12 protein-coding genes are annotated in these 12,771 nt (G+C 66.9%); 6 read left to right on the top strand and 6 right to left on the bottom strand.

The genetic code is table 11. The features are described from left to right. Positions 1–33: 33 nt before the first annotated feature. The 5 genes from IHQ52_RS05790 to IHQ52_RS05770 all read right to left on the bottom strand — a co-directional run bounded on the left by IHQ52_RS05790 (position 34) and on the right by IHQ52_RS05770 (position 4,856). Complete coding sequence (locus IHQ52_RS05790) at positions 34–1,266, bottom strand: cytochrome P450 (protein WP_024500246.1); 1,233 nt, start codon at positions 1,264–1,266, stop codon at positions 34–36. Further along, complete coding sequence (locus IHQ52_RS05785; protein WP_096272936.1) at positions 1,266–1,502, bottom strand: ferredoxin; 237 nt, start codon at positions 1,500–1,502, stop codon at positions 1,266–1,268. Before IHQ52_RS05785 ends, IHQ52_RS05790 begins: the two co-directional genes overlap by 1 nt. A 2-nt stretch (positions 1,503–1,504) precedes the next feature. Continuing rightward, complete coding sequence (locus IHQ52_RS05780) at positions 1,505–2,374, bottom strand: SDR family NAD(P)-dependent oxidoreductase (protein WP_024500248.1); 870 nt, start codon at positions 2,372–2,374, stop codon at positions 1,505–1,507. Between the two features lie 363 nt (positions 2,375–2,737). Beyond that, complete coding sequence (locus tag IHQ52_RS05775) at positions 2,738–4,231, bottom strand: aldehyde dehydrogenase (protein WP_024500249.1); 1,494 nt, start codon at positions 4,229–4,231, stop codon at positions 2,738–2,740. Between the two features lie 196 nt (positions 4,232–4,427). Beyond that, positions 4,428–4,856 carry a hypothetical protein gene (locus tag IHQ52_RS05770; RefSeq protein WP_024500250.1) on the bottom strand — a complete coding sequence of 143 codons (429 nt, stop codon included), beginning with the start codon at positions 4,854–4,856 and terminating at the stop codon, positions 4,428–4,430. Between the two features lie 73 nt (positions 4,857–4,929). On the opposite strand from IHQ52_RS05770, the gene IHQ52_RS05765 reads away from it, so the two are divergent. From IHQ52_RS05765 to mnhG, 6 genes are read left to right on the top strand one after another with little or no spacing between them, the layout of a single operon-like run. Further along, positions 4,930–7,902 (top strand): Na+/H+ antiporter subunit A, encoded by a 2,973-nt coding sequence (locus IHQ52_RS05765; protein WP_238064139.1) that lies wholly within the window; start codon positions 4,930–4,932, stop codon positions 7,900–7,902. Then, a complete protein-coding gene (locus tag IHQ52_RS05760) occupies positions 7,899–8,588 on the top strand; it encodes a Na(+)/H(+) antiporter subunit C (RefSeq protein WP_096272928.1) in 690 nt (229 codons plus the stop codon). Before IHQ52_RS05765 ends, IHQ52_RS05760 begins: the two co-directional genes overlap by 4 nt. Then, the gene (locus IHQ52_RS05755; protein ID WP_096272926.1) at positions 8,585–10,198 is read left to right on the top strand and encodes a Na+/H+ antiporter subunit D; all 1,614 of its coding nucleotides are present in this window, start codon (positions 8,585–8,587) and stop codon (positions 10,196–10,198) included. The genes IHQ52_RS05760 and IHQ52_RS05755 overlap by 4 nt, the downstream gene beginning before the upstream one ends. Beyond that, positions 10,195–11,028, top strand: a complete 834-nt coding sequence (locus tag IHQ52_RS05750) for a Na+/H+ antiporter subunit E (protein ID WP_096272924.1) — start codon at positions 10,195–10,197, stop codon at positions 11,026–11,028. Before IHQ52_RS05755 ends, IHQ52_RS05750 begins: the two co-directional genes overlap by 4 nt. Beyond that, complete coding sequence (locus tag IHQ52_RS05745; protein WP_096272922.1) at positions 11,025–11,288, top strand: monovalent cation/H+ antiporter complex subunit F; 264 nt, start codon at positions 11,025–11,027, stop codon at positions 11,286–11,288. Before IHQ52_RS05750 ends, IHQ52_RS05745 begins: the two co-directional genes overlap by 4 nt. A 10-nt stretch (positions 11,289–11,298) precedes the next feature. After that, positions 11,299–11,631 (top strand): monovalent cation/H(+) antiporter subunit G, encoded by a 333-nt coding sequence (gene mnhG, locus IHQ52_RS05740; RefSeq protein ID WP_096272920.1) that lies wholly within the window; start codon positions 11,299–11,301, stop codon positions 11,629–11,631. On the opposite strand, the gene IHQ52_RS05735 is transcribed toward mnhG, so the two are convergent. Then, complete coding sequence (locus IHQ52_RS05735; protein ID WP_096272918.1) at positions 11,628–12,752, bottom strand: glutamate--cysteine ligase; 1,125 nt, start codon at positions 12,750–12,752, stop codon at positions 11,628–11,630. The two genes, mnhG and IHQ52_RS05735, sit on opposite strands and share 4 nt — an antisense overlap. Positions 12,753–12,771: the final 19 nt, after the last annotated feature.

The raw sequence follows: 12,771 nt of genomic DNA, 5'->3' as shown, positions 1-12,771 counted from the left end.
CAACCCGCCGCACCGGTGGTCTGGGACGCCGGGTCAGGACTCCGGGGTGAACCGGATCGGCATGCGGACGCAGCCACGCACCTGGCTGGCGTGGAACACCGGCGGATCCGATTCCACGAGCTGGAAATCGGGGATTCGGCGCAGGATCTCTTCGAGCGCGACCGTGAGTTCGATGCGCGCGAGATGTGAACCGAGGCATCGGTGTGCGCCACCGCCGAACGACAGATGGCGGTTCGGCTTACGGGCGATGTCGAGGGCATCGGGGTCCTCGAACTCCTCGTGGTCCCGATTCGCCGAGCAGAGCATCAGGATCAGCTGCTCGCCCGCCGAGATCTTCATCCCGCCCAGTTCGACGTCACGGGTGGCGCGACGCCCGGGCACCACGGCCGCCTCGATGCGCAGGATCTCCTCGACCGCGGTCGGGATCATCAGCTCCGGGTCGTCGATGATCTGCTGTCGCTGCTCGGGATGGTTCACCAGGTGGACGATCGCCCACGCCAGCGAGCCCTGGACGGTGTGCAGGCCGGCGATGAGCAGCAGGAAGAACATGCGGTTCAGCTCTTCGTCGGTCAGCAGCCGGAGTCCGTCCTCGAGCTCCACCTCGGTGTGGATGAGCTGCGAGGTGACGTCGTCGCCCGGGCTCGCCCGGCGCTCGTCGACCATCTTCTGGAAGTAGCCGAGCATCTGCATGCCGGCGATCGCACGAGCTTCCAGCGACTCCTGTTCGGAGCCACCGGGCTTGCCGAACAGCACGACGTCGGTCGCCTCGGTGAACAGCGGCGCGTCCTCGACCGGCCAGTCCATCAGCGCCAAGAAGATCCGAGCCGGGAGTTCGTGGGCGAACTCCGAGATGTATTCGGCCTCACCCTTCTTCGCGAAGCCGTCGAGCAGGTCGTTGACGACACCTCTGATGTCATCGGACAGCTTTTTCATCCGCGCCGGACCGAACAGCGGCTGCAGCGCCTTGCGGTAGCCGGTGTGCTCCGGGGGATCGAGCTCGATCGGGATGAATTTGCCGAAGGCCTCGTTCGTCACCAGGTTGTTGGGGTAGCTCGAGAAGGTCTCCGCGTCGCGCAGGACCTCGTGGATCTCGTCGTAAGAGGTGACGATCCAGTGGCCGCCGTGGGCCGTCGAGTAGACGACCGGTCCCTTCGCGGCGAGTTCTGCGGCAAATTCCTGGAATCGATCGATCGGGGCTGCGATGGACTGGTCGTAGACGTCGAAGTCGACGGTGACGTCCTCGCGGGATCGTTCCGCTGTTGTCATTACTGGTCCTTTGTGGTCGTGGAGTCGGTGGTGAGCAGCGCCAGGGCCCGTTCCGGACACATCGACACCGCCTCGCTTGCCTGAGCCGCCTCGTCCGGGGTGAGAGCGCGTTCCGGAACAACGGGGTCGCCCTGATCGTCGGCGTCGATCAGATCAGGGGCGACCCCGTAGCACAGTCCGTGTCCGGCGCACGCCACGCGATCCACGATGAGAGTGGTGGGCTGCGGGGAGGACATGGTCAGGCGTTCGGGTTCTTCTGCTCGAGGTCCTCGGGGAACCACATGCCGACGCGCGACATGGTGCCGCCGTCGCCCGAGGAGATGACCTGGCCGGACATGTAGGCGGCGTCATCCGAGGCCAGGAACAGGGCGATCTTGGCGTTGTCGACGAGTGACGGCGGGCGGTTCAGCTTGAGCGGGATCGGCGAGACGAACGGGTCCCACGGGCCGGAGACCTCTTCGTAGGACTGGCCGACGACCGGCGAACCGGCGGGCATCAGGAAGTTCGGCGACATGCCGTGGGTCGGTGCGAGGCCGTTGACGCGAATGCCGAAGGGGCCGAGGTCCAGGCTCAGGCCGCGCACGAGGCCGTTGACGCCGGCCTTGGTGGCCGAGTACAGCGCGATCTGGTGGTAGGCGAGGAACGAGGCCGCCGACGAGGTGGCGATGATGGTGCCGCCGCCGTTGCGCTTGAGATGGGGAACCGCGGCCTGGGCGGTGAAGATGACACCGGAGAGGTTGACGCCGAGGACATTGTTCCAGTCCTCCTCGGTCAGGTCCTCGAAGTTGACCTGCTCGCCGCCGGCGACGGTGGGCACGCCACCGCGCGAGACGACTCCCGCATTGGCCCAAGCGATGTCGAGCTTGCCGAACTCGGCGACCGTCTGGTCTACCGCGGCGGTGATCTGGTCCTTCTTGGAGACGTCGGCGGTGATGGCGATCGCCTCGCCACCCTGCTGCTCGACGAGCTTCACGGTCTGCTCGGCGCGATCACCGTCGATGTCGACGACGGCGACCTTGGCACCCTCCGCCGTGAACAGCTGGGAGGACTGACGGCCCAGACCCGAGCCGGCTCCGGTGATGAGTGCGACTTTGCCTTCGAGTTTCATGTTCGATCCTTGCTCTGGGGGGGGGTGAGTGGCGATACCTGCCGAGTTCGCGGCCAGGCTGACTGACGCCGTGAAACGAGGTGACTCGCATCGTGACGTGTGAGTCGATGTGATGACCGCCACCTTCGGGCACCACGTTAGATCGTTGAACATGAGACGTCAAGTGATATTTGTCAGCAGCTCAAGGTTTTCTTTTCTCGTTGCCACACAGCTGATTTCAACGACGACGACCAGGCGTGACAGTGTCACGCCTGGTCGTCTGTTTCGTTCCGCGCGCCACCTTGGCGACCCGGAAGGATCGCCACGTTGGCGTCGTTCAGTTGTCGGTCGTGCAGCCGTCGGAGAGGTCCGCCCTCACCCGGTTCAGGACTGCGGGGGCGCCGGTAGGTGCACGGTCTTGATCTCGAAGAACTCCTCGAGACCCTCCGCGCCGCCCTCGCGGCCGACACCGGACTGCTTGTAGCCGCCGAACGGCAGGGTGAAGTCGAGAACAGAGGTGTTCACGTTGACCGTTCCGGTCCGGATGCGTTGCGCGAGTTCGAATCCGCGCTCCACGTCGGCGGTGAAGACGGCACCGGACAAGCCGTAGACGGAGTCGTTGGCGATGGCCACCGCGTCGTCTTCGTCTTCGTAGGTGATGATCGAGATGACGGGACCGAACACCTCTTCCTGGGCGATCGTCATGTCGTTGCGCACGTTGTCGATGATCGTGGGCTGCACGAAGAAGCCCTGATCCCCGACCCTACCGCCGCCGTAGACGACCTCGGCACCCTCGGCCTTGGCCTTCTCGATGTAGCCCTCAACGCGCTCACGGTGACGCTCCGAGGTCAGCGGCCCCAGGAAATTCGTCTGCTCCCAGGGGTTTCCGATCGGGATCATGTCGAGGGCCGCCTTGTACGCCCCGACGATCTCGTCGTGACGCTTGCGCGAGACGAGGACGCGGGTCAGGGCGACACACGCCTGGCCGGACTGCATGCAACCGGCCATCGGCAGGTTGGCCATCACCGTGTTCAGGTCAGCGTCGTCGAGGATGATCGCCGCGGACTTGCCGCCCAGTTCGAGGGACACCTTCGCGACCCGGTCGGCCGCGAGGCTCATGATCCGACGGCCGGTGGCGGTGCTGCCGGTGAAGGTGATGTGGTCGACCTTCGGGTTGACCACGAGCGACTCGGAGACCTCACGGTCGGCGACGAGCACGCTGAGGACGCCCTCGGGGATCACACCCTCTTCGACGAGTTCGGCGACCACGTCGGCGAACACCGACGGCGACAGCGGCGCCTCGGGCGAGGTCTTGAGGACCACCGAGCACCCGGCGGCCAGCGCCGGGATCACCTTGAAGGCGATGCTGCCGATGGGACCGTTCCAGGGGATGATCGCGGCGACGACGCCGGTCGGCTCCTTGACGATGCGGGAGACCCCGCCGTCGGCGCGCGGACGCTCCTCGACGACATTCACCTTGCGCGCCTCGGCGGCCACCGCACGGTACAGGCCGAGCACCATCTGCTGGGTCATCGCGCTGACGGGCGCGGTGACGCCGACCTCGACGATGCCGAGGGTCGTCAGTTCGGGGATCCGCGTCTCGAGGCGGTCGGCGATGGCGTCGATCACGTCGGCACGTTCCGCAGGCGACTTGCGCGCCCATTCACCGCCGTCGAACGATGCCCGGGCCACGTCGACGGCACGCGCCATGTCCTCGGCGGTGGCGGCACGGACGCGGGCCGCGGTGCGCTCGGAGTACGAGTCGACCACGTCGATCCAGTCATTGCCGCTCGATTCGACCCAGCGGCCTCCGATGAAGACTCGGTCGCGGTCGGCGATGGTGGCGAGTGGGTCGGTCGCCTGTTCGGTCGTCGTCATGGAACAGCTCCTCGATGAGTGGATGTGCGGCCCCGGAGTCCAGGGCGGACAACACGGTGACGCAGCGTTGTGAATCGGGTCACAGGAGAGACTAGTAACCGAAAGGCGTTAGGTCAACACCTGACATGTTCTGTCATTTGTCTCGCAGCTTCGGGCACGAGAAAGCCCCCGCCGCAGCGGGGGCCGACGCGCCGGATTACTCCGCGTTCACCAGGTAGAACACCGATGAACCACCACCGGCCGCCTGGGGTGATGCGCCGATCTGGACCCAGAAGGTCGATCCGCCCTTGGACGCGGACAACACGGCGACCGACTGACCACCTTCGGTGGAACGGTGCGATTCGGTGTAGCCGGCGTCGGTGAGCTTCTTCGCCGCCGCGTCGAGCTGGTTGCCGGCATTCGCCGGACCCTGGACGGTGACCTCCCAGCCGTCGGCGCGTGTACCGCTCGCCGAGAGCACGTGCCCGTCGATCAGCGGCACCTGCGTGACGGGAAAATCCGACGGCAGCGGGACACCCTCGGGACCGGCTTGCTCCTCCTCGCCACACCCGGCCAGTGAGCCCGCGACCACCACGATCGAAGCCAGTACCACAAGGAGACGCCAGAGCCAGTCGAACCGGAACATACGGGCAACGGTAAAGTAGTTCCCGCGGGTGTTCGCCCGTGACACCCCGCCGGGAGAAAGACGGAGTGCCCTTTTGATATCCGTGTTGACTGCGTTGGCAGTGTGCGCACTGATAGCGCCCGCAGTCATCCACTGGATCGGCACCCGGGGCTTTTACATCCTCGCGCTCGCGCCGCTCGGCGCCCTGATCTGGGTGATCACCCACTGGCCCGAACCGGAAGCCGACCGCGTCGTCGTGGAGACGGTGAGCTGGGTTCCGTCGCTGCAGATGGACATCGCCACCCGGTTCGACACCCTCGCGGCGATCCTGTCCGTGCTGATCCTCGGGGTGGGCGCCCTCGTGCTCTGCTACTGCGCCCATTACTTCGACGACGCCCGTCCCCGCGTCGCGCTGTTCGGCGGCGAGATGGTCGCGTTCGCCGGTGCCATGTTCGGTCTGGTCGTCTCCGACAACATGCTCGTGCTCTATGTGTTCTGGGAGCTCACGACCGTGCTGTCGTTCATGCTGGTCGGCTTCTACGGCGTCCGCGCGACTGCCCGCCGGTCGGCCACCCAGGCGCTGCTGGTCACCACCTTCGGCGGTCTGGCCATGCTCGTCGGCATCGTCATGCTGGGCGAACGGTCCGGGACCTACCTGCTCTCGGAGATCATCGCGGCGCCGCCGACCGGCGTCTACGTCGACGTCGCGATCGTCCTGCTGCTCGTCGGCGCGCTCAGCAAATCGGCCATCGTCCCGTTCCACTTCTGGCTCCCGGGCGCCATGGCCGCCCCCACCCCGGTCAGCGCGTACCTGCACGCCGCGGCGATGGTGAAGGCCGGCATCTACCTGATCGCGCGGCTGGCCCCGGCCTTCTCGGTCACCGCCAGCTGGCAGGTCGCCGTCGTCGGACTGGGCGCGTTCACGATGGTCCTCGGCGGCTGGCGGTCGCTGCGTGAACTCGACCTCAAGCTCATCCTGGCCTTCGGCACGGTGTCCCAGCTCGGGTTCATGGCCGTGCTCGTCGGCATCGGCGACGCCAACGTGGCCATGGCCGGACTCGCCATGCTCGTCGCGCACGCCATGTTCAAAGCCTCGCTGTTCATGGTCGTCGGCATCATCGACCACGCCACCGGTACCCGCGACATACGTAAACTCGCGCGGCTCGGTCATCGGCTACCCGTGCTCGCCATCACCGCCGCGGTCGCCGGCGCCAGCATGGCCGGCATCCCCTTCACCTTCGGTTTCATCGGCAAGGAAACCGCCTTCGCGTCGGTCTGGGACACCGGCGCCCTCGCCCCCTGGCAGGCCCACACCGTCGACATCGTGCTGCTCGTCGGCTCGATCATCACCTGCGCGTACACGCTCCGTTTCCTGTGGGGGGCCTTCGGTCGCAAGGTGCGGCACACGCCCAGCCCGGCAGTGGCGAAGATGCACGCACCCTCATGGGCCTTCTACCTCTCCCCGGTCGTCCTCGCGGTCGCCGGTGTGGTGGCCGGACTCGTCAGCGGACCGATCGGCGATCTCTTCGAGCCCTACGCCGAGACCCTGAACAGCTACGGCCACGAGATCGAACACCTCGCCCTGTGGCATGGATTCGGCCTCCCGGTGATCTTCTCGATCATCGTCATCGTGGGCGGCGTGATCGCCTTCCTCGGCATCCGCCGAATCCGCGACCGCGTCTTCGGGTTCCGGCCCCTGCTCAACGCCGACCGCATCTACGACGCTGCGCTGCGTTCGGCCGACACCATCTCGCTGCTGCTGACCCGCAACACCCAGCGCGGTTCACTGCCCATCACCCAGGGCGTCATCCTGTGCACGGCGATCCTGCTGCCGACGATCGTCCTGTTCCTCGGCGCGCGCGACCGGCTGCAGGTCGACTACAGCGCCACCGCGGTCCAGGTCGTCATCGGCGGAATCATGATCGCCTCGGCGCTCGCCGCGGTCGTCCTGCGCAATCGTCTCGCCGCGACACTGTTGGTCGGCATCACCGGCTACGGCTGCGGCATGCTGTTCGCGCTCTACGGTGCCCCCGACCTCGCCCTCACCCAGTTCCTGGTGGAGACCCTGACGCTGGTCATCTTCGTGCTCGTGCTGCGCAAGCTGCCCGCCGAGCCGGAGAAGCGGCACGCCACCGCCTTCAAGCCCCTCCGCGCGCTGATCGGTCTCGCATTCGGCGCCATGCTCGTGGTGATCGGTCTGTACGCCGCCTCCGCGCGCTCGACCGAGCCCCTGCACGTCGACCTCCCCGAAGCCGCCTACAAGTACGGGCACGGCGCGAACGCGGTGAACGTGCTCCTGGTCGACATCCGCGCCTGGGACACGATCGGCGAGGTGTCGGTGCTGATCGTCGCGGCGACCGGCGTCGCCTCGATGGTGTTCCGCAACCGACGCTTCGGCGCGGCACCACGCGTCGCCGACGCCATCCGGCTGCAGGCGGGCATCAGTGGCGACGATTCGGACGACGACGATCCGATCCCACCCGACCGCACGACGTGGCTGCTCGGGTCGGGTCTGCGCGACCCGCGGCACCGTTCGATGGTGCTGGAGGCGACGACACGTCTGCTGTTCCCGACGATGGTGGTGCTCTCGGTCTACTTCTTCTACGCCGGCCACAACTCGCCGGGCGGTGGTTTCGCCGGCGGACTCACGGCAGGACTCGCACTCGTCCTGCGGTACCTCGCCGGCGGACGCTACGAGCTCGGTGAGGCCCTGCCGATCGAACCGGGCCGCATCCTGGGCGCGGGTCTGGCGATCTCCGCCACCACCGCGATCACCTCGATGTTCCTCGGGGCCCCGGCGCTCTCGTCGGCCGTCTTCGAGATCACCGTCCCCGTCCTCGGCGACATCAAACTGGTCACCGCGCTGTTCTTCGACCTCGGCATCTACCTCATCGTGATCGGCCTCGTGCTCGACGTGCTGCGCAGTCTCGGTGCGCGACTCGACGTCGAGACGACGATGGCCCGCACCACGGTCCGGTCCCGGACCTCGTCGGAGACGGTCCCGGCCGAATCGGACGAACCGACCGCCGAGAACGTACCGACCGGGAAGGGACAGGTGGCGCGATGAGCACCAACCTCCCGCTCCTGCTGGTCGTCGGATTCATGGCCGCCTGCGGTGTGTACCTGCTGATGGAACGCAGCCTGGTCCGGATGCTGTTCGGCCTGCTCCTGTGCGGCAACGCGCTGAACCTGATGATCATCGTGGTGTCCGGCGGGATGGGCAATCCGCCGATCCTGGGCCGGTCGTCGGAGAACCGTGCAACCGATGCCGACCCGCTCGCACAGGGGATGGTCCTGACCGCGATCGTCATCACCATGGGTGTGGCGGCGTTCGTGCTCGCGCTGGTGTACCGGCTGTTCGTGATCAACCGCGACGACGACGACGTCGAGGACGACGTCGAGGACGTCAAGATCAAGACCGGCACGCTCGACACCGCCCCCGACCGCGACCGCAGCGACGACCCGGTCACCTTGTCCGACACCGTGACCGGCGACTACTTCGACGACGCGGGCAACCCGCTCACCCCCGAGGAGGCCGCCGAGCGGCACTCCGCCCTGCATGAGACCGACATCATGCCGACCGACGCGGACGTCATCGACGAGATCGGTTCCGACGACACCGAGGACGACCCGGACGTCGTTGGCGACAAGGTGCCCGACGACGACTCGGGCGAGCCGAATGTCATCAGCAGCTCCGGGGAGAAGATCGCCGCCGACGACGCAGCACACAGTTCCGAAGGGGGTGACCGATGACTCCGCAGCCGTCCTGGATTCCCGTCCTGATCGCCCTGCCGACGCTGGTGCCCCTGGGCGCCGCCGCGCTCTCGCTGCTGCTGGGCCGGAGCCCCCGGTTCCAGCGCGTGGTCGCCATCGGGGCGATCTCGGTGGCGTTCATCACGTCGTGCCTGCTGCTCTACCTGACCGACCGGCACGGCACCTTCGCCGTCGCGATCGGCGGCTGGGGCGACAAGGGCTACCCCAACGGTCCGCTCGGGATCACGCTGGTCGTCGATCAACTGGCCGCCCTGATGCTCGTCGTCTCGACGATCGTGCTGCTCTGCGTCGTCGTGTACGCGATCGGTCAGGGTATCCGGGACGGCACGGCGCAACAGCCGACGTCGATCTTCCTGCCGACCTACCTCATTCTCACCGCGGGTGTCTGCAACGCCTTCCTCGCCGGCGACCTGTTCAACCTGTACGTGTCCTTCGAGGTGCTCCTCACGGCGAGTTTCGTGCTGCTGACGCTCGGTGCCAGTGAGGAGCGCGTGCGAGCCGGCGCGTCGTACGTGATGGTGTCGATGGTGTCGTCGCTGATCTTCCTGGCCGGCATCGCCTTCGCGTACGCCACGACCGGCACGCTGAACCTCGCGGAGATGGCCGTCCGTCTCGACGACGTCTCCAGCGGTACCCGCAACGCCCTCTACGCCGTGCTGCTGGTCGCCTTCGGCATCAAGGCCGCGGTGTTCCCGCTGTCGACCTGGCTGCCCGACTCCTACCCCACCGCCCCCGCACCGGTCACCGCGGTGTTCGCCGGTCTGCTCACGAAGGTCGGTGTCTACGCGATCGTCCGCGCCCACACCCTGCTGTTCCCCGGCGGGTCGATGGACACGGTGCTGATGGTCGCAGGTCTGCTGACGATGATCGTGGGCATCTTCGGCGCGATCGCACAGTCCGACATCAAACGTCTGCTGTCGTTCACCCTCGTCAGCCACATCGGCTACATGGTCTTCGGTGTCGCCCTGTCGTCGGAACTCGGCATGTCGGCCGCGATCTACTACGTCGCCCACCACATCCTCGTCCAGACCACGTTGTTCCTGGTGGTGGGACTGATCGAACGTCAAGCGGGTTCGGCGTCGCTGCGTCGTCTCGGTGGCCTGATCGCCAGCCCGATCCTCGCCGTCCTGTTCCTGGTCCCGGCCCTCAACCTGGGCGGCATCCCGCCGTTCTCCGGGTTCATCGGCAAGGTCGCCCTTCTCCAGGCCGGCGTCCAGAACGGCTCGGTGCTGGCCTGGATTCTGGTGACCGGTTCGGTCGTGACCAGCCTGCTCACGCTGTATGTGATGGCCCGCATCTGGACCAAGGGTTTCTGGCGGCCACGTGCCGACGCCCCCGAGGGCGAGCTGGCCGACCAGGGACCGTCCGCACTCATCGACGAACGCGACGAGGGCGCCTTCTCCGACCGTGAGGACGTCGGCCGCATGCCGGCGATGATGGTGCTCCCCACGTTCGCGATGGTCGTGGCGGGTCTGGTGCTCACGCTGTGGGCAGGCCCGATCTTCGACTTCACCGACAGTGCCGCGACCGACGTCGTGCACCGCGGCGTGTATGTCGAGGCCGTACTGGGCGGAGGTGAAACACGGTGACCACCGGAGAACCGCACACCGGCAAGCACACGGGGCCGCCGAAGCGGCGCGCGCCCGTGGTCTCCACCAAGGGGCCCGTGCTGTCGCTGGTGATCAACACCTGGCGGGTGTCGCTGCTGTTCCTCTTCTGGCACTTCGTCAGTGCCCTGGTGTGGCTGCGCAATCACACGAGCCTGCCCACGTGGCTCGGCGGCGACAGCCGCGAGGTCGCGGTCCGGCTCTGGACCATCGCCTGGCTGACCTTCGTGTGGGTCTTGTTGTGGGGCACCGTCTCCTGGGCGAACGTCATCGGCGGTGTCGTCCTGGCGATCACGGTGCTCACCGTGCTGCCGCTGCCCCGCGTGCCCGTCGAGGGCCGTATCCATCCGTTGTCGGTGGCGCGGCTCCTCGTCCGGATGGTCGTCGACTTCTTCGTCTCGAGTGTGCAGATCGGCTGGATGGCCCTGCGTCCCGGCCGTCCGCCGCTCGGCGCGGTCGTGCGAGTCCGGGTGGCGATCAAGTCGGACATGGTTCTCACTCTCGCCGTCGACTACCTGAACCTCGTGCCGGGCACGATGGTGCTCGAGATCGACCACCGGCGGCGCATGCTGTACGTCCATGTCTTCGACGTCCGCTCGGAGAAGAAGGTGCGCGCCTTCTACGACCAGGTGGCGTATGTCGAGCGCATGTTCATCAAGGCCTTCGAGCGCGACAGCGAATGGCATCCCAGCCCGTACCACGGCATCGACGAGGACTTCCATCACGTGCGGCCCATCGAACCGGTCGACGGCGCCCCACCGGCCGAAGAACCTGACCGGACCACGGGCCGGTCGGATCGAGGGGAGTCATGAGCGTGGTGTGGACGATCGTGGCGGCGATGCTGTTGCTCGCCGCGGTCCTGACGACGATCGCGATCCTGCGGGGTCCGACGACACTCGACCGCCTGGTCGCGCTCGACGTACTGATCGCCCTGTGCATGTGTGGCCTCGGTGCGTGGGCGGCCTACAGCCGGGACTCGACCGTCGTGCCGGCCATCGTCGCGCTGTCGTTGGTCAGCTTCGTGGGATCGGTGTCGATCGCACGCTTCCGTGTGCGGGATGACCAGACATGACGGTGAAGAAATGATTGTGGACATCGTCAGCGCGACGCTGATTCTCGTCGGCTGCCTCCTGGCGGTCACCGCGGCCATCGGCCTGGTCCGGTTCCCGGACACGCTGAGCCGAATGCATGCGGCCACCAAACCGCAGACCTTCGGCCTGCTGCTGGTCCTGATCGGTGCCGTCGTGCGACTCGGCGACAGTGTCGACAGTGGAATGCTCATCCTGGCCGGACTCTTCGCGCTGATCACCGCACCCGTGGTCGCACACCGGATCGGACGCCTGGCGTATCAGGAGCAGCGTGCCCGCGACGGCCTCATCGAGGAGCGGGACATGGAGTCACCCGACCGGGATTAACCGCCCAGTTCGGCCACGACCGATGCGACGACGTCGCGCATCGAGTGGGTGTCGCGGTACACCGCGCGCTGCCGCTGATAGCTGGCGCCCTGCGCGATGATGTTCTCGATCCCGGCGAGTTCGTCGACGCAGTCGAGGTCGCGCGCGATCGGCTGTAGGCGTTCGAGCAGGTCGTGGAGATCCTCGGTGACGAGTCTCTCGGTGCAGTCCGCGTCGAGGATGACGATGGCCTCGAGGCCGTAACGCGCTGCCCGCCACTTGTTCTCCTGAACGAGCCAGGGCGCCATCGTCGGCAGCGTCTCCCCCGCGGAGAACCGACGGTCGAGATCGACGACGAGACAGTGGATCAGTGCGACGATCGCCGAGAGCTCACCGAGGTTGGTCATGCCGTCGCAGACCCGCACCTCGATGGTGCCGAGATGCGGCGACGGGCGGATGTCCCAGCGGATCTCGTTGAGATGGTCGATGATCCCGGTCGTCTTCTGGTCGGCGACGAAAGCCTCGAACTGTTCCCAGGTCTCGAACTGGAACGGCAGCCCCGCGGTCGGGAGCTGCTGGAACATCATCGCGCGGTTGCTGGCGTAGCCGGTGTCCTGGCCGGCCCACATCGGCGACGACGAGGACAGCGCCAGCAGATGCGGATAGTAGTTCAGCAGGGCGTCGAGGATCGGGAGCACCTTGTCGCGGTGGCTGATCCCGACGTGGACGTGGACGCCCCAGATGAGCATCTGCCGACCCCACCACTGGGTGCGCTCGATGAGCTCGGCGTACCGGTGCCCTTCGGTCAGCAGTTGGGTCGAGTACTCGGCGAACGGATGGGTGCCCGCGCCGTAGAGGTCGACGCCGAGTTCTTCGGTCAGTACCCGCACGATGCCGAGCGTGTCGGTGAGATCCGCGACCGCCTCACCGGTCGTCCGGCAGATGCCGGTCACCAGCTCGACGGTGTTGCGGAGCAGCTCCTTGTGGATCTTCCCCAGACGTTCCGGGTGATGCTCCTCGACCGCGGCGAAGAGCGCCGCCGCCGAGTTCGACAGATCGCCGGTGACCTTGTCGGTCAGCGCGAATTCCCACTCGACCCCCAGAGTGGGGGACGGCGACCCGTCGAACTCGATCGGTGTCATGGACGGCCGCGATCGCTGT

It is taken from the genome of Gordonia amicalis (assembly GCF_022059885.1).
Lineage (GTDB): Bacteria > Actinomycetota > Actinomycetes > Mycobacteriales > Mycobacteriaceae > Gordonia > Gordonia amicalis.
Note: the sequence above shows the minus strand (reverse complement) of the source record. Positions and strands in the feature narration are given on the sequence as shown.